Source organism: Halomonas sp. N3-2A (assembly GCF_002216165.1).
Taxonomy (GTDB): Bacteria; Pseudomonadota; Gammaproteobacteria; order Pseudomonadales; family Halomonadaceae; genus Vreelandella.
On the sequence record NZ_CP022286.1, the window covers coordinates 756,674 to 779,705 of the forward strand.

Sequence of the window (23,032 nt, forward strand, 5' to 3'; positions counted from 1 at the left end):
TGGCAGTGCGTAGGCGCATACCCGATACGCCGTACTGGCGATTATCGACCAGATTATTCAAAGACTACCGCCGCCAATAAGCGGTTTTTTTATGCGAGGTTTTTATGACTATCACAGCATATGACGACCAGTTTGCAGAATGCACGCCGGAAGAGGAGGAGGCGTTTAAAGCCATTGAGGCGCGGCAGTCCGAGCAGACTCAAAGCATTATCGCATCAAGCCCGCTTAACGACTCTGACGAAGTGACTATTCAGTCATTCCTCGCCGACTTCAATACGCATCCTAATCCATGCGAGTTTGAGGCGACTGGTGTTAACGGATATTTCCAGTGGTGGCGGGCGAGGCGCGCCGCGATCCGCGACGGCAAAATCCCGGGCGTTGAGATTAAGCGGGGTGATATATGAGTGAGCAGCGAGAGCGGTTTGAAGCGTGGGCAGTTAAGCCGCCGCGCGAGTGGTGTGTGATTCGTCAGGGTGAGCGAAATATATGGCCCGATCAATACTGTGACTATCACGTACAGTGCGCATGGGAGTCATGGCAAGTCGCCCTGCCTTGGACGAATGTTGAGGATGGATTGCCAGATAATGGAGAGTCCGTTGTAGCTAGCGACGGAGAGACCAGCGCCTGCGGAATGTATGTGGAGCCTAACTGGTATGACCTAGAGCTTACCGATAGGGCTGGGGATAATTATCCGCTTGAAGGCGTCAAGCGCTGGATGCCGCTACCGGAGTAATTTATGACTGACCAGGAATTGCTAGAGCGCGCGGCGCGAGCTGGAGGCTGCACTCACACAATGTCCCGGCCTTCTGGTTTTTACATGCGGGAGCGAAGAGGTCAGGAGTGGGTTTCTTTTAATCCGATCAATGATGATGGCGACGCATTTAGGCTGATGATTGCGCTTAGGCTTTCCGTAAGTTACAGCGATCCCGAGGAGAATGGTGATTTTGTGGGCGTGTATACCAACAGCGGCTATAGCCTCGCGCGTGAGTCCGGGGTTGATAGCGCTGCCACGCGCCGCGCCATCGTGCGCGCTGCTGCAGCTTTACCGGAGGGCTTATGACAGAGCGAAAACACCTCGGCCAGATGATGCTGGCCAACTGCCCAGTATGCGGCGGCAACGTGGCGATGGCGTGGATCAATGACGGCGAGACGCTGGACGAGCGAAAGCACATGGTCGGCGACTGGCACTTGCGCGGTTTGTCGATTAGTAAAGTCGAGCGATACGAAGGCGATCCAATGCCGCCGCCGTGTGCTGAGCGAGAAACGCATCGATAACAGCCGCCACCAGGGCGGCTTTTTTACGAATGGAGGTGGCAATGGCTGAGTGCAAAGAATGCGGCATACCGCTGATGCCTGATGAGGAGTACTACCTTGAGGATCGCTGCGAGTGTTGTGAGCGAATGTGGCATGAGCGGATAAGCGATTGGCGGGAAGGCCACCACGACCCAGGGCTAGACGCCGGGGAGTTCGAAGCTATGCCAAGGATTCATTAACAGCCGCCCACGAGGCGGTTTCTTTTGCCTATATAAAGGAGGCATCAATGGATGACCTGATTTCAACTTCACAACTGCGCGAGCGTTACGGCCGGTCTACTCGCACTCTTAATCACTGGCAGCGAGAAAAGGGCTTTCCTGCACCGATCATGCGTGGCGGCCACGGCTCCGAATCCCGCTGGCGAGTACGTGACGTAATCGCCTGGGAGGAAAAGCGGGCAGCGGCATAATGGCCGCCCATTTCACTTTCGTAGCACGCAACCACGTTGAACGGTACAATGGGGGAAATCGACACTGAGCGCAGCCATGCAAAATCATTTATCGTACATGGCTGCGTACACACCCCGGATTAAATCGTCACATGACAAACGAAAAAGACAGTAAGATCAAACACATAAGAAATTTCTCTATTATCGCGCATATTGATCATGGTAAATCGACGCTATCAGATCGTTTGATTCAGACCTGCGGCGGTTTGACCGAGCGAGAGCTTAAGGAGCAAGTGCTCGACTCCATGGATATTGAGCGCGAGCGTGGTATTACCATCAAGGCGCAGTCCGTCACGCTTGACTACACGGCTGCAGACGGTGAAGTCTATCAACTCAACTTCATTGACACGCCTGGGCACGTGGACTTCTCTTACGAGGTGTCGCGTTCTCTTTACGCCTGTGAGGGAGCGCTGTTGGTGGTAGACGCCGCACAAGGTGTGGAGGCTCAATCGGTTGCCAACTGCTACACCGCAATTGAACAGGGCTTGGAAGTACTCCCAGTACTTAACAAGATTGATTTGCCCCAGGCTGACCCTGATCGTGTCGCACAGGAAGTCGAAGAAATTATCGGTTTGGATGCCACCGATGCCTGCCAAGTGTCGGCTAAAAGCGGGATCGGCATCGACGCCTTATTAGAGCGGTTAGTGCGGGATATTCCGCCTCCTAAGGGTGACCCAGAAGCACCTTTGCAAGCGCTTATTATCGACTCTTGGTTCGATAACTATCTTGGGGTTGTCTCGCTAGTGCGCTTATTCGACGGAACATTGCGCAAAGGCGACAAAATCCGCATCAAGTCCACAGGGCGTGACTGGGGGGCCACCGAAGTAGGGATCTTTACACCGCTTCGCAAAGAGACCAATATTTTGCGTGCTGGTGAAGTAGGCTTTATTGTCGCTGGCATCAAGGAGATCCACGGAGCACCGGTGGGCGATACAATTACCCACACCAAAACCCCTGATGTTCCCCGCTTGCCTGGTTTCCAAAAAGTGAAACCGCAGGTATATGCAGGTATGTTCCCGGTTAGTGCCGATGACTACGAAGACTTTCGGGATGCGCTTGAGAAGCTTGCGCTCAATGATGCTTCGCTTGAATATGAGCCGGAAAACTCGGATGCATTGGGCTTTGGTTTCCGCGTCGGCTTCCTGGGTACGCTGCATATGGAGATCATTCAAGAGCGCTTAGAGCGTGAATATGATCTTGATCTACTGACCACAGCGCCGACGGTGGTGTATGAGCTCGCCATGAAAAACGGCGAGATTCAATACGTATCGAACCCCTCGAAATTGCCTGATATGGCAGATGTTGATGAGATGCGTGAACCCATCGTGCGTGCCAGCATTCTGGTTCCTCAGGAGTATGTTGGTAACGTGATTGCTGAGTGTGAGCAGCGTCGCGGTACGCAATTAGATATGCAGTTCCTGGGGAATCAGATCCAGTTAACCTATGAGCTGCCCATGTCAGAAGTGGTCATGGATTTCTTTGATCGTTTGAAGTCTATTTCTCGTGGTTATGCATCACTTGAGTACAACTTCGAACGTTTTGAAGCGGCTAAGTTGGTTCGCCTGGACGTGCTGATCAATGGCGATAAAGTTGACGCACTGGCCGTCATTATCCACCGTGACCATGCGCATAACCGTGGTCGCCTGCTAGTGGAAAAAATGAAAGAGCTGATTCCGCGGCAAATGTTTGATGTGGCTATTCAAGCCGCTATTGGTGGCCAGGTTGTCGCGCGCTCAACAGTCAAAGCGCTGCGTAAAAACGTGACGGCCAAATGTTACGGCGGTGATGTAAGCCGTAAGAAGAAACTATTGGAAAAACAGAAGGCCGGTAAGAAACGGATGAAACAGGTGGGGCGTGTTGAAATTCCCCAGGATGCCTTCCTTGCTGTGCTCAAGGTAAACGACTAGGGATACTTACCCCACATGGATTTTTCATTATTACTGGTGATTGCCGTTGCACTTTCTGGGGCAATATATTTGCTGGATGTGCTTTGGCTGAGACCTAAGCGGCGTGAGCGATTGGCCGCTGCTGAAGCAGCTACCACGGAAGGCCTGGATGGAACGACTCGAGAGACGTTGCTCAAAGAGCCATGGCCGATTGACTACTCACGCTCATTTTTTCCAGTTCTGCTGGTGGTGTTGGTCGTACGTAGTTTTATTATTGAGCCGTTTCAAATTCCATCTGGATCAATGAAGCCGACGCTTGAAGTGGGTGACTTTATCTTGGTGAATAAGTTTGCCTATGGCCTGCGATTACCGGTGCTGCACAGCCGTTTTTTAGAAGTTGATGATCCCGAGCGCGGCGACGTGATGGTGTTCCGCTTTCCAGAGGAGCCGTCGGTCAACTTTATTAAACGTGTGGTTGGTTTGCCGGGTGACCGTATTCGCTATGAAGGAAAACAGCTGTATGTTAACGGTGAGCCAGTTACTAAAGCATTGATTGAAGAAGGCCCCGAACTTTCGCCGCAACAGCTATTATTGGAAGAGCAATTAGGTAGCGTTAGCCACTATATATATAATAACCCCCGTGATCCTGGGCCCCAGATGCGTGAAGTGGTTGTTCCGGATGGGCACTATTTCACGATGGGTGATAACCGTGATCACTCCAACGATAGCCGTTATTGGGGGTTTGTTCCTGAAGATAATATTGTTGGAAGAGCGTTTGCCGTTTGGATGCATTGGGACGGTGGCTTGCCTAGCTTTACCAGTGTGCGGCGTATTGAATGAAAAATAGTTTAGAAATTGTTAATGCTGTCATATTAGTTAACGTCAACGACGTAGGAGCACTGTGAGTAATTCCTTAATCGCTTTTTGCCGACGAATCGGCCATACCTTCGGTGACCCTACGCTGATGGAACTGGCCATGACCCATCGTAGCTACGGTGGTCGTAACAATGAGCGCCTGGAATTTCTGGGTGACTCTATCGTCAATTTTGTAATCGCTGAGGCGCTTTTCCAACGTTTTCCTCAGGCTAGGGAAGGACAGTTATCACGTCTTAGAGCGCGTTTGGTAAAAGGTCAGACATTGGCTGAGTTGGCTCGAGAAATGGAGTTTGGCGAATGCTTACGGCTTGGCTCAGGAGAAATGAAGAGCGGCGGGCATCGCCGCGAATCCATTTTGGCTGATGCAGTAGAAGCTGTGATTGGCGCTATTTATTTAGATGCGGGCATGGATGTCGTTCGTCAACGTGTGCTGGCATGGTACGCCGAGCGGCTTGAGAATATTTCGCTACAAGATACCCAGAAAGATCCCAAAACACGTTTGCAAGAATTTTTGCAATCGCGTCAGGCAGCGTTGCCACGCTATGAAGTAGTCTCTGTAAAGGGGGAGGCGCATGCCCAGACCTTTACCGTGGAGTGCTACATTGATTTGCTAACCGAGCATACCACTGGTAAAGGTCCCAGCCGCCGCCATGCTGAACAACAGGCAGCTGAAGAAGCGCTATTCCACCTTGAAAAAACACCTGGAGACAAGTCATGAGTCAAACCTGCGGCTTCGTGGCCATCGTTGGGCGGCCCAACGTAGGCAAATCAACCCTCATGAACCGGATTCTAGGGCAAAAAATCTCTATTACTTCGCGTCGCCCTCAAACCACGCGGCATCAGGTGATGGGCATTAAGACGGTAGAAGAGACACAGTTCATCTATGTTGATACGCCTGGCATGCACATCATGTCAAAAGACCGCAATAAAGCGATCAACCGCTTTATGAATCAAGCGGCAACACAGGCGTTGCGTGACGTTGACTGTGTGGTGTTTATTATCGACCGCACCCGTTGGACGGATGAAGACCAAGCCGTACTAAAGCGGCTTGAGCACGTGAAAGCACCGGTGATTCTAGCGGTCAACAAGGTAGATCGCTTAAACGATAAAGGTGACTTGTTACCCTGGTTAGCTGAAGTAGGTGCACGCCGTGAGTTTGCTGCGGTTGTGCCTATTTCTGCCAAACATGGCACCCAAGTTGATACGCTCGAACAGGAAGTTGCCAAATACTTGCCAGAGAGCGTTCACTTTTTCCCGGAAGATCAAATCACTGACAAGAGCTTGCGCTTCATGGCGGCTGAGTTGGTGCGTGAAAAAGTCATGCGTCAACTGGGTGATGAACTGCCGTATCAAATGACCGTGGAAATCGAAGAGTTCCGTGAAACCGAGCGTGTGACCCATATCAGTGCCTTAATCCTGGTCGAGCGTCAGGGGCAAAAGGTGATCTTGATCGGTGAGAATGGCGAGCGTATTAAAAGCATTGGTCGCGAAGCCCGCCTGGATATGGAGCGTGCCTTGGGTACCAAGGTAATGCTCAATCTATGGGTGAAAGTGAAGCGCGGCTGGTCTGATGACGAGCGGGCATTAAAGAGTTTGGGTTACGATCTCGATTGAGTGCTTCCATGTCGGCAGAGCCAGCGTTTTTACTGCATCGCAGGCCTTACCGTGAAACCAGTGCGCTGGTGGATTTGTTAACCCTTAACCATGGCCGTATCCGCGCCGTTGCCCATGGAGGGCAGCGGCCAGGTTCTAAGTCGCGTCAACGGCTGCAACCCTTTACCCCTTTGTTTGTGTCGTGGCGCGGCGAGCGTGAGCTAAAGCGATTAACGCTGATGGAGTCACGAGGCCAGACGGCATTGCTAGCCGGAGAAGGGTTGCTCTGCGGCTTATATGCCAATGAAATAGCCACGCGTCTACTGCCTTTGGAGCTTGCAGCACCAGAGGTTTTTGCATTTTATAGCGCGCTGTTAGAGGCATTGCCAACACCGGCGAACCGCGCCTTGGCGCTGCGACGTTTTGAATGGGCGCTGTTGGAGACGTTAGAGGCAACACCGCGTTTTTGTACTTACGATGGCGCTGCGCTCGATCCTCAAACGCGTTATCGATTTGATGCCGCAAGTCGTGCTTTTGTACCTGCTGAGCAGGGCATCGAAGGCCGCACGCTGCGCTATATTGATCAAGGCGATTGGCAGCCCGTTGGCTTAGCAAGTGCATTAAAAGCGGTGATGCGGGCAGCGCTGGCGCCTCATTTAGGCGCGACTGCTTTACGTTCCCGAGAACTAATGCTCGATTTGGCCCGCCGCCGACAGCGCTAGGTGGGCATTTTGATATCACTTATTGGAGACACGCGATGCATCCTCCGCGGATTTTATTAGGCGTTAACATCGATCACATTGCGACGCTACGCCAAGCGCGTGGTACTCGTTACCCTGATCCAGTTCAAGCGGCACTATTAGCAGAAGAAGCGGGCGCTGACGGCATCACGGTTCACCTGCGTGAAGATCGTCGCCATATTCAGCCTAGAGACGTTCGCCTATTGGCAGAAATGCTTAATACGCGCATGAATTTAGAGATGGCAGTCACTGAAGAAATGCTCGTGCTGGCTGAGGAAATACGCCCGGCACACGTGTGTTTAGTACCAGAAAAGCGTGAAGAGCTAACCACCGAAGGCGGCTTGGACGTTGTGGGTGGTTTTGATCTTATTGCCAATGCCTGTGAGCGCTTAAGCGCAGTCGGTTGCGACGTGTCTTTGTTCATCGATCCTGATAACGCGCAAATTGATGCTGCCATTCGTGCAGGGGCACCAACGATTGAGCTGCATACAGGCGCCTATGCAGAAGCAAAACCTGGCAGTGAGGCGGCTATTGCTGAATATGAGCGCCTGAGTGCAGCGGCCATTCACGCTGTTTCTGCTGGCTTAGTGGTTAATGCTGGGCATGGCTTGCACTACCACAACGTTGAGGCGATTGCTGCGCTACCGGGTGTTAATGAGCTCAATATTGGTCACGCCATTATTGCTCGAGCTCTTTTTGTCGGCTTGAAAGATGCGATTCAAGAAATGAAACGCTTGATCATTGCTGGTCAGGAAGCTGGATTAATGGCGGCGTTAGATGCTCATGTGCATGAGCACGAGGATGAACACACGCATAGCGGTTGCTGTAGCCACTAAGATGATTGTCGGAATTGGGTCGGATATCGCCCGTGTCGAGCGCTTTGCTAAGGCAGTAAAACGTCATGGGCCACGCTTTGCCCAGCGAATTTTAGGCCCTGAAGAGCAGGCTGTGTGGCAGACAAAAGGTCAGCCCGTTAGCTATTTGGCAAAGCGTTTTGCAGCGAAAGAAGCGTATGTTAAAGCGCTTGGGCTTGGCCTGAGAAGCGGTATGCAATGGGGCGATATTCAGATCCTCAATGATTCGCTGGGCAAGCCAAGCCTGCAGCTAAGTGGTGAGGCGCTTCGTCTATTTCAAGCTAGCGGCGCCTCGGCTACTCATATAACGCTCAGTGATGAAGCAGATTACGCGGTGGCATTTGTGGTACTTGAACGTTAGTACTTGAACGCTAGCGGGCTAGCGCTGATTTAAGGTGCTCCGCTGCTCCCTGAGGCGTTTGATGGCGGTATACAGCTTATCAAGTAAATTTTCAGCCTGTTCCAAGCCCCCGGTGCGTAAGCGTGTCTCCAACGTTTCGACCGTTAGCGCGAGCTCGGGTGCTCCGCAGTAACGGCTGGCACCATTGAGCGCATGAACATGATCGAGCAAGACCGTCAGGTTGTTTTCTTCGAAAGCGCTGCGAATTTGCTGTTCGCATTCACTTAGACTATCGATCAATCGCTTTAGCTGCTGTTTGGCGAACTCGGGGTTGCCGCCTGCTAGGCGCGTGCCGAGCTCAAGATCAATGACGGATAACGCAGCAGGTGTATATCCAAGAGCCGGTGTATACCCAAGAGCAGGGGCTTTTGGGGACGTCTGTAACAGCGGACTGATTGGCAGCGTAATGCCCAAGAAGCGTTGAAATTGCTGTTGCAGCTGAGTTTCATTGATAGGCTTCACCAATACGTCGTCTAAACCCTCCACAAGCCACTGCTGACGTTCATCGCTTAGCACGTGTGCGGTCACGGCAATAATTGGGCAGCGCGCCCAGCTATTATTAATGCGCCGCAAAGCCTGGGTGGTTTGAACACCGTCCATATCAGGCATACGAATATCCATTAGCACCATGTCTGCTTCGTTCTGACGCGCGTAATCCAACGCTTCCTGGCCGCTGGCAGCCAATACAATGTTGATATGCTCATTTTCGAGCATAGCCTTTAATAGCTCGCGGTTGGGCGCATTATCGTCAACGATCAGAACCGTGAATGTTGATGAAGGGAGCGCTTTAACCGTTTGTGCGCTGGCAGAAATAGTGGCTGCGACAGGTTCCAGTAGTTGTTTGAACGTGGCTATCAATTGAGTTCTGGTAAATGGTTTACATAGTATATCCCCCCCATTAGGAAGCTCCCAGTGAGGCAGTTCAAAGCTAGTGGCGTTTGCAAGGATGAGTGTTGGGCAGGGCGCTTGAGCAATTACTGACTGCCAATAGGTCTTTCGCTCACCGCTGAAGTCATCATGATCTAGGCTCAGCAGTAGCAGTTGCTCGTTGCCAGATTCAATGAAAGAGACGGCAGTTGCGCCCCAGCGTTCCATTAAGTGTTCCAACACATTGCGAGTGGGTAGATGGGGCTCATGTAAACGAATAATTGAGCCGTCGAGTGAGAGTTCCTGTGGCCGTTCCTTGGTCATGTCGGCAAGTAGCGGCAACGTAAATGAAAAGGTTGCACCTTCTCCAGGCTCGCTATCAACTGAAATCTCTCCACCCATTCGTTGAACTAATTGCCTGCAAATCGTCAGCCCTAAACCACTGCCGCCAAATTGTCTGGAGTGACTAGGATCTGCCTGGGAAAAGGCACTAAATAGCTGCTTTTGTTGTTGTTCGCTCAAGCCAATGCCTGTGTCACTAACGCTAATACGCAGCACAACATGCTGGCCCTCCTGGCTGTCCAGCATGACACGAATGATGACTTCTCCCTTCTGGGTAAACTTCAGGGCATTGCTGGTCAAATTATTGAGGACTTGATGGATGCGTAGCGGGTCGCCGCACAGCGCTGACGGCACATCGTCATAAACCATCGCCACTAAATGCAGTCGTTTGCGTTGAGCTTCAGGCGCATGAAGGCCAACAACCTCATCCATCAGCGACACAAGATCGATATCGACTTCTTCTAACGTTAGCCGGTCGGCTTCTAGTTTCGAGAAGTCCAGCACATCATTGACTAGCATCAACAGGTTATCGCACGCACGGTGCACATGTTCTAGCCATTCTTGCTGCCGAACGTCGAGAGAGGAGCGGCCTAATAAACGGCAAAAACCAATGATGCCATTTAAAGGGGTGCGGATTTCGTGGCTCATATTAGCCAGAAATTCAGACTTCACTGCATTCGCGCGTAGTGCGCTTCGATGAGCAAGATCGAGTTTGATATTTTGCTCTTCAATCGTCTCCATGGACTCTTGTAGTTCACTGGTCGCTTGCTCGATTTGGCTTTGCATATCATGCTGGGCTTGCCGAAAATGTTCCGCTAACCCATTGATATGCTCTGCCAGTTGGCGAAACTCGGTAGGGCGGGCAGCCGCCATATAAGGCCGGTAGTCCCCCCGGGATAGGCGATAAAGCGCTTGATTCGCCTCTTCAATTGGACGAGTAGCGTAGCGGCTGATCGCAAACGCGACTAAAAAAAGCAGCAGCCCAAGCAGCATGCCGCCTAAGCTAAGGCTAGCAATGAGCTTATAGCGCTCCAATTTAAGCGTGCGTATGTCCATTTCGGCTTCAAGCCAGCCAGTATTAGCGAGATTAAATGGTTGGCCGTAAGACGTGGTTAGAGGTACCTGTAAACGCCAAATAGCTTCATCCATGGTGAGTGTCGTAGCATTGGGGGCATTTAGGCGAGGGGGGGGAGGTATCGAATGTCCCAGTACCAATAAGCGACTCCCTTGCTCGTCGAAAAGCGTCACCGCACGTAACCCTTTGTGCTCCAGGAGCTGTCTGGCAATGGCTTCCAAACGAGGCAAGTCGCCATCTATCATGGCGTTACCCAGGCTTGGTGCCAGTAATTCACCAGCGCTAACTAAGCGCTCTTCTAGCATGTCACGGCCGGTGGTCTCGCTTTGCACCACCAGCAATAGTGCCATGACGGCATAGACAAGAAGTGGAAGCCCGAGTAACGCAAAGAGTAAGCGCGTGTTTAAAGACATGAGAGAAGCTCGTTGATTCAATGAGGTTGCCTGTCAAGCTAACGGCAGCACCGATATAATGCAGCATAATGGTGATGATAAGGAATGTACGATGAATTATCCGACGCTCGAAGATGTGGTTGGCAATACGCCACTGGTTCGTTTAAAGCGCATAACGGCTGGTCGTAATAACACGCTTCTAGCCAAGCTAGAGGGCAATAACCCTGCTGGTTCGGTGAAAGACCGCCCGGCCCTCTCTATGTTAAGTGAAGCTGAAGCACGGGGCGATATTGTTCCAGGCGATACGCTGGTGGAAGCAACCTCGGGTAATACGGGTATTGCCTTGGCCATGGCCGCTGCTATCAAAGGCTACAAAATGACGCTAATCATGCCTGAAAACGCTTCTGAAGAGCGTAAGCAGGCGATGGCGGCTTACGGTGCCACATTGGTGTCAGCGAGCAAAGAAGGCGGGATGGAAGAGGCGCGAGATATTGCCGATGCGATGATTGCAAGAGGCGAAGGTAAACCGCTAAACCAATTTGCCAATCCAGATAACCCGCTTGCGCACTATCGCACAACGGGGCCCGAAGTGTGGCAGCAAACCGGTGGTGAAGTGACGCATTTTGTCAGTTCAATGGGGACCACGGGCACCATCATGGGGGTGTCTCGCTATCTTAAGGAACAAAATCCAGCGATCCAAATTGTCGGTTTACAACCGGCGGATGGTGCGAGCATACCGGGGATTCGTCGTTGGCCAAAAGAGTACCTGCCGTCGATTTTTGAAGCACCAAGGGTTGATATTACCCTTGATATCGCTCAGCAAGAAGCAGAAGCCCACATGCGCCGCTTGGCGCGTGAAGAAGGTATTTTTGCCGGGGTGTCGTCAGGTGGCAGCTTGGCTGGAGCACTGCGTATCGCAGAACAAACTGAGAACGCGGTCATTGTCTTCATCGTTTGTGACCGAGGCGATCGCTACCTTTCCACAGGCTTATTTGCCCCGGAGTTATAGATGGCCATGTTGGGTAAGCGGCGGCCATCTCGCCCCGCCTCGGGACACTCAGGGCTAGTTCGCCAATCAAGCCGTAAAACTGAGTCAAAAGACGATACTTCGACAACGCTGGTGGTTGAGCGTTTAGCGCATGATGGCCGTGGTGTAGCGCATAATGTCGAGGGAAAAACAGTCTTTATTGACCAAGCGCTTCCCGGTGAACATGTCGATGTGGCGATACACGTGACGCGTAAGCGGTATGACGAAGCGCATATAAAAAACCGGCTCACCTCTTCAGAACAGCGGGTTGAGCCTCCCTGTAGTTACTTTGGGCAGTGTGGAGGCTGTGATTTACAGCATCTTAATCTTACTGCACAACGCCAGCATAAGCGCGACGTTGTCACCGAGCTAATGGCGCGTCAGGGCCTTACGCTAGGCCCTATTGCGGCGTTAGATGGTAGTAGCGAGCGCTACCGACGTCGCGCCCGTTTGGGGGTTAGGGTAGATGGTCAGGGTAATGTTCTCCTGGGGTTTCGAGCACCCAACAGCCACCGATTAGTTGATATTGAGCAGTGCCATGTGCTGGTGCCAGCGCTGAACAAATTGATTCTTCCGTTACGGCAACTGCTGGCAACATTAGCCTCGCCCCGTCTCGTTGGCCATGTCGAATTACTGGCGACCGATGAGGCGACAGTAGTGCTAGTGCGTCAGTTAAAAGCCCATGATCAAGATAGGGTGCGCTGGCAGCAGTTTGCGGAACAGCAGCAGGTCTTGCTCGGCACTTGGTTAGGGCGGGAAACACCTGCTTTGCACTGGAATGGTGCGCATGGTGGCGCTACACCCGTTCTACAAGAAGTACTTAATCTTGATGAACTCGGAATTCAAAGAGCGAGTTCACCCACAAGTGAACACTGTTTGCCGGGTGATAAAGCATCCAGCCTAGTGACGTTACGTTTTTCACCAGGTGACTTTTTACAGGTAAATGCTGAGGTTAACCAAAAGATGGTAGCCCAGGTGGTAGCATGGTTAAAGCCAGCGCCAGGGCAACAGCTCGTAGATCTCTTTGCTGGGATTGGTAACTTCAGTTTGCCGTTAGCCGCCGCAGGAGCAAAGGTGCTTGCTGTAGAGGGTAATCCAGCGATGGTCGAACGAATTACCGCTAACGCTAATGTTAACCTACTGGATGTGCATGCCCAGCAAGCAGACTTAAGCGACGCCAAAAAGGTGCAAACGCTATTGAGCGAGCATCAGCAAATTGATGCGATTGTGCTAGATCCGCCGCGCAGCGGTGCAGAAGCAGTTTGCCAAGTATTAGGTAGTTACAATGTACCTCGGGTGGCCTATATTTCTTGTGACCCGGCAACGCTTGCTCGCGATGCGGCACACCTTGTGCATGCAGGTTATCGCGTCAAGCAAGTAGCAGTGGCCGATATGTTTTTACACACTGCTCACCTGGAAACGCTGATGCTATTTGAATACGAGGGCTAGCCTGCCCATTGCATCAAGCCTCGGTGACGGAAAATGGCTAGCCGTCACCCTGAAAGGATGAATGATTGTCATGGTGAAAGTGCGTGAAGACCAGCCGCTTACCGAAAGCGGAAAGGTGGACATACAGCAGTGGTTAGCGCGCCTTCAAGAGGATGTGCGCCTACGCGACCCCGAACGACTATTGCAAGCATGCGAGCTTGCTGAGCAGTTGGAACGAGAGGCGCCGCAAACCCACCGTGTGTGGCTCTCGCCAGGTTCAAGTTTTCGAATGGGGCTGGAAATGGCCGACATTCTGGCCGAGCTCAAGCTTGATCAAGCAACCCTTGAGGCTGCCGTGCTGTATCGCGCGGTTCGCGAAGGGCTGCTGAGTATAGACGCCGTTACCAAACGGTTTGGCGAAGAAGTCGCTAAGCTGATTGACGGCGTTTTGCAGATGGCAGCCATTAGCTACCCACTAGCGCCCAACCATGGTATGAGCCAGCATAACCAGCAGGAAAACCTGCGTAAAATGCTGGTTAACATGGTCGGAGATGTACGCGTTGCACTGATCAAAATTGCTGAACGCACCTGCGCCTTGCGCCAAGTAAAAGATGCGCCCCGTGAAAAGTGCTTACAAGTCGCGCGTGAAGTGGCTGATATTTATGCGCCGCTGGCTCATCGACTTGGGATAGGTCAAATCAAGTGGGAACTTGAAGACCTATCGTTTCGCTATCTGCATGAAGATGAGTACAAAGCGATTGCTAAGCTGCTGGCGGAAAAGCGCTTAGATCGTGATCGCTATATTCATGACGTGGTGGAAACCATTAAGAGCTTGATGGAAGCCCAGAATATTCACCACTACGACGTCGATGGGCGAGCCAAGCACATTTATTCAATCTGGCGCAAAATGAAGCGCAAACGGATTGATTTTTCCCAGGTGCACGACGTGCGCGCAGTGCGCATCTTGGTACCTGATGTGGCCGATTGCTACACCGTACTCGGAATTGTTCACTCGCGTTGGCACCATGTGCCCAACGAGTTTGATGACTATATCGCCAACCCGAAGAAAAACGGTTACCAGTCACTGCATACCGCGGTGATGGGGCCAGAAAATAAGGTGCTGGAAATCCAGATTCGCACCTTTGCTATGCATGACGAAGCAGAATTAGGCGTGTGCGCACACTGGCGGTATAAAGGGCATGATACCAACGCCAAAAGCCGTAGCTATGAAGAAAAGATTGCCTGGTTGCGCCAAGTGCTTGAGTGGCAGGATGAAGTGGGTGGCTTTGGCGACCTGCGTGAAGGTCTTTCCAGCGACGTTGCGCCAGACCGCATCTATGTGTTCACTCCCGATGGTCATGTCATTGACCTGCCGCGGATTGCCACACCCATCGACTTCGCTTATCGCGTGCATACCGAAATTGGTCACCGCTGCCGTGGTGCCAAGATTAATGGCCGGATAGTACCGCTTACCTATAAGTTAAAAACCGGCCAGCAAGTCGAGATTTTAACGGCCACCAAAGGCGGCCCCAGCCGCGACTGGTTAAACCCCAGTTTGGGCTATGTGCGCACCTCACGCGCGCGGGCGAAGATTCAGGCATGGTTTAAGTACCAGGCACGAGACCAGAACCTAGACGAAGGGCGGGCGCTGTTCGAGCGAGAGATGCGCCGTTTGGATGTTGAAGGGCTTGACCTTGCTAAGCTTGCCGCTGCTGTTAACTACCAAAACGCCGACGATATGTATGCGGCCCTTGGCGCGGGCGACCTGCGTATCGGTCAAGTACTTCATCAAGCCCAGCAGCTGTTTGGTGAAACGGACGATCAAGAGCAGTTAGATCGGTTGCTGGCGAAGCCACGCCGCCAGCCAAGCAAAGCAACTAAAAGCGACATCACCGTACTGGGTGTCGGTAACTTAAAAACCAGCATGGCGAATTGCTGTCGGCCAGTGCCCGGCGAACCGATTGTTGGCTTTATTACCCAAGGTCGCGGCGTCACCGTCCATCGCCAGGATTGCAGCAACATCCTTCAATTGCGCATGGAAGAGCCCCAGCGCATTATCGAAGTAGAGTGGGGCGAACGTGCCCACACCCGTTACCCCGTCACGATTGAAATTCAAGCCTGGGATCGCTCCGGCTTACTACGCGACGTAACCGGACTACTCGGTAACGAGAAGGTCAATGTGTTAGCAGTGAATACACTGACGGATACTGACGAGGGGATTGCACGACTGCGTATCACGCTGGAAGTCGACGGTCTTGAAGCGCTAGGCCGTTTGTTTTCACGTATCCAGCAGTTGCCCAACGTGACGGAAGTACGTCGTCTGCGCAATGCGGACCCAGAGAAAAACGTCCGTAGAGGAGGCGCCTGATGCGTTATAGCGTGGAGGATCTGCTGACATTGATGTCGGTACTTCGCAATGCGGAACAGGGGTGTCCTTGGGATATTAAGCAAGATTGGGACAGCATTGTGCCCCATACGCTGGAAGAAGCTTACGAAGTTGCTGACGCTATTGAGCGGCGCGCTTTTGATGAATTGCCCGGCGAGTTGGGTGACCTGCTGTTCCAAGTGGTCTATTACGCTCAGTTTGGTGCTGAACAGCAGCGCTTCGACTTCCACGACATCGTCGATACATTGACCGCAAAGATGTTGCGACGTCATCCGCATGTATTTCCTGATGGCACGCTAGCGTCACGACGTCCACCTGGGGTGAGTGCCGAGGACGTACAAACCCAGCACGTTAATTCACGTTGGGAAGCGCTTAAGGCCGATGAGCGTGCTGAGCGTTCACAGCAAAGCACGCCCTCTGTACTTGACGATGTGCCGCGTACGCTGCCCGCGCTTAGCCGTGCCGCGAAACTCTCGAAACGTGCCGCCAGGGTCGGGTTCGACTGGCCGGATGCCAGCGGTGTACTGGACAAAATCCGTGAAGAGCTGGCTGAGGTTGAAGAAGCCCTTGCCGAGGGTAACCAACAGCACGCTCAAGAAGAAGTCGGCGACTTGTTGTTTGCAGTGACTAATTTAGCTCGCACATTGGGTGCTGACCCCGAACAGTGCTTGCGTACCACGAATGCCAAATTTGAGCGCCGCTTTCGCTACGTAGAGCGCGAACTTGCCGCCGATGCGCGTCCGCTAACCGACGCCTCGCTGGATGAAATGGAAACCCACTGGCAAGCCGCTAAAGCACAAGAAAAAACGCTTACCCCTTAACAACTTATTTTTCACAACTAGCTTTTAACAACTAATGCGACCCCGCAAGGAGGCCATGCCAATGAGTCACGACCTACACGAATCGCTACGTGATAACGTACGTATTCTCGGTGATAGCCTGGGCCGTACGATTGCCGATGATTTAGGCCAGTCATTTGTTGATAAAATTGAAACGATTCGTGCCCATGCCAAGCGAGGACGTCAGGGCGATTCATTGCAGCAGCGTGAGCTTATTGAGTATCTACGCCAGTTGCCCGAACGCGACCTGCTGCCTGTGACGCGCGCGTTTAACCAGTTTTTGAACCTTGCCAATATTGCTGAGCAGCACTACCGGGCACGCTTTCGCCGGGTGGAAGACTACAAGCCTGGTACCCAGCCAGTGCTTGGTGAACTGCTAAGCCGTGCACAGCAGGCGGGTAATTCGCCCCGTAAGTTAGTAGAAACCCTGGCCAGTATGCGCGTTGAGCTAGTGCTGACTGCCCACCCCACAGAAGTTATCCGCCGCACGTTGATTCAGAAATATGACGCAATCGACGAATGCCTAACCGCGATTGAAAGCTCTGAAGACTATCCAGAGCGTGGAACCCGCGCCCAGGGGCGCCTGGAAGAGTTAATCAGTCAGGCGTGGCATACCGATGAGATTCGTCATGAGCGGCCAACCCCTGTTGATGAAGCCAAATGGGGCTTCGCGGTTATTGAAAACTCCTTATGGCAGGCAGTGCCAGACTTCCATCGCGATTTGGATAATTTATTACTCGATACTGCCGGAGAGCGTTTGCCGCTAGATGCCGCGCCCATTCGCTACGCTTCCTGGATGGGCGGTGACCGAGATGGCAATCCCAATGTCACCGCGCGGGTGACGCGAGAGGTGCTGTTATTAGGCCGTTGGATGGCCGCCGATCTCTATTTGCGCGATCTTGAACAGCTGAAAACCGAGCTTTCAATGTGGAAAGCCAACAGCGCCCTGAAGGCAGAGGTGGGAGAAGTTGCTGAGCCTTACCGTGAGCTGCTCAAGCGACTGCTGCATAAAATGGAAGCCACACGCGACTGGGCAAAAGCAGAGCTAGATGGCCGTAACTATGACGGCGGGCCAATTATTGAAACCCGCGATCAGCTCTACGCGCCGCTGCTGGCATGTTACCGCTCGCTGTGTGATGTCGGGCTGGACACCATCGCAAACGGCGCGCTGCTTGATACCTTGCGCCGCGTGGCAGTGTTCGGCGTCACGCTGACCAAACTTGACTTGCGCCAGGAGGCCAGCCGCCATGCCCAGGTAATGGAAGAACTCACCAGTGCACTGGGCTTGGGACACTACCAGGACTGGAACGAAGCACAGCGTCAAGAGTTCCTGCTCGCAGAGCTTGAATCAAGTCGGCCGCTGATCCCACGCCGTTGGGAGTGCTCGGCAGAATCCCGCGAAGTGCTCGATACCTTCAAAGTGATTGCTCAAGAGCATGCCGAAGCGTTGGGTACTTATATTATCTCAATGGCTGCCGAGCCTTCGGACGTATTAACCGTTGCGCTATTGATGAAAGAGGTGGGTGGCCAAGTCACGCTGCCTATCGCGCCGCTGTTTGAAACCCTGAACGACCTTGATCATGCGGGCGATGTCATCGACCAATTGCTGGCGCTACCGGGTTACCGCGCTTTGGCGAAAGACCGTCAAGAAGTCATGATTGGCTATTCAGACTCGGCTAAAGACGCCGGGCAGCTTGCTGCTGCCTGGGCACAGTACCGTGCCCAAGAGTCGCTAGTCGATGTATGTGACAAACATGGGGTAGATTTGACGCTTTTCCATGGCCGGGGTGGCACTGTTGGTCGTGGCGGCGGCCCCGCGCATGCGGCGATTCTCTCCCAGCCGCCGGGCTCGGTGAATGGCAGCCTACGGGTGACCGAACAAGGTGAGATGATTCGCTTTAAGTTTGGTCAGCCAGATATCGCGCTGCGCTCTATGGAAATTTACGCTTGTGCGGTCATGGAAGCGACGCTATTGCCACCGCCCGCACCGGAGCCTCAGTGGCGTGAAGAGATGGACCAGCTGGCGAAAGTGGCCCATGCCGCCTATGTTGGCGTAGTGCGTGAAGACCCTGATTTTGTTCCGTATTTCCGTGCGGTCACGCCGGAAGGGGCGCTGGGTAGGCTGCCGCTCGGCTCTCGGCCAACCAAGCGTCGCCAGGATGGTGGCGTGGAAACCTTACGAGCGATTCCGTGGATTTTTGCCTGGACGCAGATTCGCTTGATGCTACCCGCTTGGTTGGGCAGTGGTGAGGCGTTCTCGCGACGCCTAGAGCAGCCAGGTGGCCGGGAAGTATTGCAAGAAATGCGCAGCCAGTGGCCGTTCTTTGGCACCTATCTCGATATGTTGGAGATGCTGTTGGCCAAAGCGGACGTAGCGATTGCGGCTTACTATGAGCATCGCCTAGTCGATGAGCCTTCGCTGAAAGCGCTGGGCAAGAAACTACGTGAGCGTTTTGAACGGCTTGAAAACGTCGTGCTGGATATCCTTCAGCAAGAGAAGCTGCTTGAAAACACCCCGCTTATTCGCCAAGCAATTGATGTGCGCAACCCTTACATCGACCCGCTTCATGGCCTGCAAGCGGAGCTTCTGCAGCGTAATCGGGACGCCGACGGCGCCATTAGTGCAGATCTCTCTCGTGCGCTCATGGTGACCATGGCAGGTATTGCAGCAGGGTTACGCAATACAGGCTAACAAAGCGTGCGCCGCCACTGCGTGTGGCGGCGCCGTCATCACCTTACTAGGAATTGGGGGGCGCGATGATACAGGGTGCTCAGTCAGTACTGTCGTTTTGGTTTAATGAATTAACGCCAGCGCAGTGGTTTAAAAAAGATACGTCGATGGATCAGCAGATTACCCAGCGTTTCGGCCCACTGCTGACCAAAGCGGCTGCCTGTGAATGTTATGAGTGGCGCAGTACTGCTCGAGGGAGGCTGGCTGAAATTATTGTGTTGGACCAGTTTTCGCGAAATATCTACCGTGACCACCCGCAAGCCTTCGCCAGTGACGCGTTAGCCTTAGCGCTTGCACAGGAAGCGGTTGCTTTAGCGGTGGATAACGAACTGGCTCCCGTCGAGCGTAGTTTTTTATACATGCCTTATATGCACAGTGAGTCTGCCGCTATTCATGAGGTGGCAATGCAGCTGTTTGATCAGCCTGGGTTAGAGAACAACCTGGATTTCGAAATTCGTCACAAAGCGATCATTGACCGCTTTGGTCGTTATCCCCACCGCAACGACGTGTTGGGCCGGGTATCTACGCCAGCCGAAATAGAGTTTCTTAAACAACCTGGGTCCGGCTTCTAGTTAGGCTTTTAACGTTAGCGTTTGAATTTTGCTTAATCACTTCACCACACTTCTGCCTATGGCGTTTTATGTCGTTACGAAAATCTACCCGCATCAATAAATACATCAGCGAAAGCGGTTTGTGTTCTCGCCGAGAGGCTGACCGCTATGTTGAACAAGGCAACGTTTGGATTAATGGGCGTCGGGCAACGACAGGCGACCAAGTGGTGCCGGGTGATCGGGTTAAGGTCAACGGTCAAGAGATTGAGCCTCAGGAAGAAGAGGATTTAGTGCTGATTGCGCTAAATAAGCCGGTGGGAATAGTCAGTACCACTGAGTCTAGCGAAAAAGACAATATTGTTGAATTCGTGAAGCACGGCACGCGCATCTTTCCCATCGGGCGCCTGGATAAGGACTCCCAGGGACTGATCTTTCTAACCAATAATGGCGACTTGGTTAATAAGATCCTGCGCGCTAATAATAATCATGAAAAAGAGTATGTGGTGACGGTCAACAAGCCGATTACCGATGAATTTGTTGCCGGCATGCAAAAGGGGGTACCGATCCTTGGGCAGGTGACTAAAAAGTGCAAAGTGACCAAAGCGTCGACGTTTGTGTTCTCTATTACGCTGGTGCAAGGGTTGAACCGCCAGATTCGCCGTATGTGCGAGTACTTTGGCTACGAGGTCACTCAGCTTGTTCGCACACGAATAATGAATGTTTCCCTGCAAGGTTTGGCTCTAGGTGACTGGCGGGATTTAACCCCTAAAGAGATCGATACGATTGTCGCGCTGACAGAACGCTCTGAGGCAGTGCCTGAAAAGCGCCAGACAGCAAGGCAGGATTACAATTCGGGGTCAGGCGCTAACAAACCGAAAAAAACAGCCACCAAGGAGCGGCAGAAACAGGGTCGCCAGAAACCGGCTAAGCCGGGTGCTAAAACGGTTGGCAATAAACCGCCGCCCAAGGGTAAAAGAACCGCCAGCGGTAAAGTGAGAACTGGCCCAAAAGCCAGTGCTTCGGGTAAACCGCAGCCCAGGGGCAAAACCGCTGGCGCAGGAAAAAACAGCAAGGCAGGGGCCAAGCCGGTGGGGAAAGGCCGTGTTGGTCGCCCGAAAGGAAAGCGTTAGAGAGTAGGGCGGGCAGCCCTGGGTGCCCGCCTTTAGCGCCTAACCTATTGCATACCTACAAGCTGATGGATCAGGCAAATAAGAAGTTAGCAATGAGTTCTTTGCCACCTTCTGTGGCAAACGATTCAGGGTGAAACTGAATGCCGTGAATGGGGTAATCACGGTGCTTTACGCCCATCAATTCAAACTCACCCACTGTTTGCCAGTGGCTGCGTTGCTCAAACTTGTCAGCACCTAGCGCGCCCACTGTTGCGGTCACTTCCAGGCAGTCGGGCAGGGTGAACGCGTCGGCAATCAATGAGTGATAGCGCATCACCTCAAGCTGGTCAGGTACGCCATTAAATACCGAGCGATTGTTGTGGTTGATCGGGCTGATTTTGCCGTGCATCGGCAGAGGCGCTTTTACCACCTTGCCGCCAAAGACGTGAACAATACCCTGCATGCCCAGGCACACGCCCAACAGTGGCGTGGTTTTGCCGAGTTTCTCGATAACGTCGGCACAGACGCCAAAGTAACGCGGATCATCCGGCGAGCCTGGGCCCGGCGAGATAATAATCCGATCAGGCGCCATGGCTTCTATCGCTTTGAAGTCGACTTGATTATTGCGCTTAACAATAATCTCGAAATGAGGCAGTTCGCCGCGATTCTTCTCGGTGGTTAAAATCTCACCAATAAACTGATACAAGTTATAGGTGAAGGAGTCGTAGTTATCGATAATTAGCACCTTCATGCTTGGCTCTCCATGTCCATATCCGCGCTCATAAAAGGAGCAAGGGCTTTGCGGGTGCCTGCAAATTTGCGGCGTATTTCCTCGTACTCATCTTCGGCGTTACTATCAAACACGTTGCCGCCACAAGTTTGCACGTAAGCACTTTCACCGTTTACAAAGACTGTGCGAATGGGAATCGCAAAGGTGCAATCGCCGTTAAATGAGAATTGACCAACCGCGCCGCCGTAAGGGCCGCGACCGTCAGTTTCCAAGTCATCGATAATTTTCATCGCTTCGATTTTTGGCGCGCCCGTCAGCGTACCCGCAGGGAAGTTGCTGGCAAGCGATGTAAACATGTCTTCGCCTTCGGCAATAATGCCAACAATTTCACTGGAGATATGCTGTACGTGGCTAAAGCGTTTGATGTCCATAAGGCTACGTACTTTCACCGTGCCAAATTGCGCCACTCGGCCAATATCGTTGCGGTGTAGGTCCACAATCATATTGTGCTCGGCAATCTCTTTGGGATCGTTGAGTAGCGCACGAGCTAGCTGCGTGTCTTCTTGCGGGGTTTTGCCACGAGTAGTGGTGCCTGCCAGTGGGAAGGTCTCCATCTCGCCCTGGCGGAGCCTGAACAAAAGCTCGGGGCTTGCGCCAATCAGCTTCTGCTCGCCAAATTTCACGTAGTACATCTGTGGCGATGGGTTAATGGTGCGCAGCTGATCGTAGAGCGCTAGCGTATCGCCTTTAATGCTAAAGCGTTTTTTAAAGCCGACTTCGCACTGGAAAACCTTACCGTCGATGATGTCCTGCTTCACCTTGGCCACCGCTTCGGCGTGCTCTTCGCGGCTCATGGTGTCGCCCAGCGCAGTAATATGCAGCTCGCCTGGGGAGATATCATCAGCGTCGATCAAGGTTTGCAGAAACGCGTAGCGACTGTTGTCGTAATAAAAATAGGTGACTTCCCCGGTCATTTTGTCGAGGATCAAACCATCTTTATAAAGGCCAAATCGAAACGTGTCGAAATCGTCGCTAGCTTTCAACGATAACGAAGGCTCAAAGTATTGCATGGCGTCATAACCAAGATAACCACTTAGCCCACCCGCATACTTACGAGAAATAATATTTTGCGGAATCAAGCTGCGCAGCAGCTCATAAGGGTTATCGCTTGGATAGTGGTTTGAATTACCGTCACGATCTTCAATAGTTAACGTGCTGCCATTGGCGTAAAGCGTGTACTCAGGGTCAAAGCCAATAATCGAGTGGCGCGCCATATGGCTATCTTCGCCGAGTGATTCCAGCATGTAACAGGTATCAAATTGGCGTTCAATTTTTTGAAACAGAGCAAAAAAGTCACAGTCCGCTGCCAGGGTGACGTAGTGAGGCTTGCGCGACAGCGTAAAAGGCTGTGGGCCTGATGAAGCAGGCGTAATCGTCGTCATGA

At 52.6% G+C, this 23,032-nt stretch carries 23 protein-coding genes; 20 read left to right on the top strand and 3 right to left on the bottom strand.

Annotated elements, in window-relative coordinates; all coding sequences use genetic code 11:
• Positions 1–104: 104 nt before the first annotated feature.
• The 13 genes from CEK60_RS03525 (at position 105) to acpS (ending at position 8,072) form a co-directional block, all read left to right on the top strand.
• On the top strand, positions 105–404 hold the full coding sequence (locus CEK60_RS03525; protein WP_089037848.1) for a hypothetical protein: 300 nt from the start codon (positions 105–107) through the stop codon (positions 402–404).
• Positions 401–733: a hypothetical protein gene (locus tag CEK60_RS03530; RefSeq protein WP_089037849.1), complete on the top strand. Its 333-nt coding sequence runs from the start codon at positions 401–403 to the stop codon at positions 731–733. The genes CEK60_RS03525 and CEK60_RS03530 overlap by 4 nt, the downstream gene beginning before the upstream one ends.
• A gap of 3 nt (positions 734–736) precedes the next feature.
• A complete protein-coding gene (locus tag CEK60_RS03535) occupies positions 737–1,060 on the top strand; it encodes a hypothetical protein (RefSeq protein WP_089037850.1) in 324 nt (107 codons plus the stop codon).
• Positions 1,057–1,275, top strand: a complete 219-nt coding sequence (locus tag CEK60_RS03540) for a hypothetical protein (protein ID WP_089037851.1) — start codon at positions 1,057–1,059, stop codon at positions 1,273–1,275. The genes CEK60_RS03535 and CEK60_RS03540 overlap by 4 nt, the downstream gene beginning before the upstream one ends.
• Positions 1,276–1,316: 41 nt before the next feature.
• A complete protein-coding gene (locus CEK60_RS22025) occupies positions 1,317–1,493 on the top strand; it encodes a hypothetical protein (protein ID WP_157697995.1) in 177 nt (58 codons plus the stop codon).
• 47 nt (positions 1,494–1,540) lie between these two features.
• Entirely contained in the window at positions 1,541–1,723 is a 183-nt protein-coding gene (locus CEK60_RS03545; protein ID WP_089037852.1) for a helix-turn-helix transcriptional regulator, read from the top strand.
• Positions 1,724–1,854: 131 nt separating this feature from the next.
• Positions 1,855–3,669 (top strand): translation elongation factor 4, encoded by a 1,815-nt coding sequence (gene lepA / locus CEK60_RS03550; RefSeq protein ID WP_089037853.1) that lies wholly within the window; start codon positions 1,855–1,857, stop codon positions 3,667–3,669.
• A 15-nt stretch (positions 3,670–3,684) separates the two neighbouring features.
• Positions 3,685–4,488: a signal peptidase I gene (gene lepB, locus CEK60_RS03555; protein ID WP_089037854.1), complete on the top strand. Its 804-nt coding sequence runs from the start codon at positions 3,685–3,687 to the stop codon at positions 4,486–4,488.
• A 61-nt stretch (positions 4,489–4,549) separates the two neighbouring features.
• Positions 4,550–5,242, top strand: a complete 693-nt coding sequence (rnc, locus tag CEK60_RS03560) for a ribonuclease III (protein ID WP_089037855.1) — start codon at positions 4,550–4,552, stop codon at positions 5,240–5,242.
• Positions 5,239–6,138, top strand: coding sequence for a GTPase Era (gene era / locus CEK60_RS03565; protein WP_038485185.1), 900 nt, complete (start codon positions 5,239–5,241; stop codon positions 6,136–6,138). The genes rnc and era overlap by 4 nt, the downstream gene beginning before the upstream one ends.
• A gap of 8 nt (positions 6,139–6,146) precedes the next feature.
• Entirely contained in the window at positions 6,147–6,839 is a 693-nt protein-coding gene (recO, locus tag CEK60_RS03570) for a DNA repair protein RecO (RefSeq protein ID WP_089037856.1), read from the top strand.
• A gap of 35 nt (positions 6,840–6,874) precedes the next feature.
• Positions 6,875–7,693, top strand: a complete 819-nt coding sequence (gene pdxJ, locus CEK60_RS03575; protein ID WP_089037857.1) for a pyridoxine 5'-phosphate synthase — start codon at positions 6,875–6,877, stop codon at positions 7,691–7,693.
• 1 nt (position 7,694) lies between these two features.
• Positions 7,695–8,072, top strand: a complete 378-nt coding sequence (acpS, locus tag CEK60_RS03580; protein WP_089037858.1) for a holo-ACP synthase — start codon at positions 7,695–7,697, stop codon at positions 8,070–8,072.
• 18 nt (positions 8,073–8,090) lie between these two features.
• Here the strand turns inward: acpS and CEK60_RS03585 are convergent, their stop codons facing one another.
• Positions 8,091–10,808: an ATP-binding protein gene (locus CEK60_RS03585; protein ID WP_089037859.1), complete on the bottom strand. Its 2,718-nt coding sequence runs from the start codon at positions 10,806–10,808 to the stop codon at positions 8,091–8,093.
• 91 nt (positions 10,809–10,899) lie between these two features.
• Here CEK60_RS03585 and cysM point away from each other — a divergent pair, with 91 nt between their 5' ends.
• From cysM to rluF, 7 genes are all read left to right on the top strand, one after another.
• Complete coding sequence (cysM, locus tag CEK60_RS03590) at positions 10,900–11,796, top strand: cysteine synthase CysM (protein ID WP_089037860.1); 897 nt, start codon at positions 10,900–10,902, stop codon at positions 11,794–11,796.
• Entirely contained in the window at positions 11,797–13,263 is a 1,467-nt protein-coding gene (locus CEK60_RS03595) for a TRAM domain-containing protein (protein WP_089037861.1), read from the top strand.
• Between the two features lie 70 nt (positions 13,264–13,333).
• Positions 13,334–15,610, top strand: coding sequence for a GTP diphosphokinase (gene relA, locus CEK60_RS03600; RefSeq protein ID WP_089040838.1), 2,277 nt, complete (start codon positions 13,334–13,336; stop codon positions 15,608–15,610).
• On the top strand, positions 15,610–16,449 hold the full coding sequence (gene mazG / locus CEK60_RS03605) for a nucleoside triphosphate pyrophosphohydrolase (protein WP_089037862.1): 840 nt from the start codon (positions 15,610–15,612) through the stop codon (positions 16,447–16,449). The genes relA and mazG overlap by 1 nt, the downstream gene beginning before the upstream one ends.
• 61 nt (positions 16,450–16,510) lie before the next feature.
• Entirely contained in the window at positions 16,511–19,159 is a 2,649-nt protein-coding gene (gene ppc, locus CEK60_RS03610; RefSeq protein ID WP_089037863.1) for a phosphoenolpyruvate carboxylase, read from the top strand.
• Positions 19,160–19,224: 65 nt separating this feature from the next.
• The gene (locus CEK60_RS03615; RefSeq protein ID WP_089037864.1) at positions 19,225–19,770 is read left to right on the top strand and encodes a DUF924 family protein; all 546 of its coding nucleotides are present in this window, start codon (positions 19,225–19,227) and stop codon (positions 19,768–19,770) included.
• 68 nt (positions 19,771–19,838) lie between these two features.
• Positions 19,839–20,879 (top strand): 23S rRNA pseudouridine(2604) synthase RluF, encoded by a 1,041-nt coding sequence (rluF, locus tag CEK60_RS03620; protein ID WP_089037865.1) that lies wholly within the window; start codon positions 19,839–19,841, stop codon positions 20,877–20,879.
• A gap of 70 nt (positions 20,880–20,949) precedes the next feature.
• Here the strand turns inward: rluF and CEK60_RS03625 are convergent, their stop codons facing one another.
• Together CEK60_RS03625 and CEK60_RS03630 are read right to left on the bottom strand one after the other, a co-directional pair.
• On the bottom strand, positions 20,950–21,609 hold the full coding sequence (locus tag CEK60_RS03625; protein ID WP_089037866.1) for an anthranilate synthase component II: 660 nt from the start codon (positions 21,607–21,609) through the stop codon (positions 20,950–20,952).
• Positions 21,606–23,030 carry an anthranilate synthase component I family protein gene (locus CEK60_RS03630; RefSeq protein WP_089037867.1) on the bottom strand — a complete coding sequence of 475 codons (1,425 nt, stop codon included), beginning with the start codon at positions 23,028–23,030 and terminating at the stop codon, positions 21,606–21,608. The genes CEK60_RS03625 and CEK60_RS03630 overlap by 4 nt, the downstream gene beginning before the upstream one ends.
• Positions 23,031–23,032 lie beyond the last annotated feature (2 nt).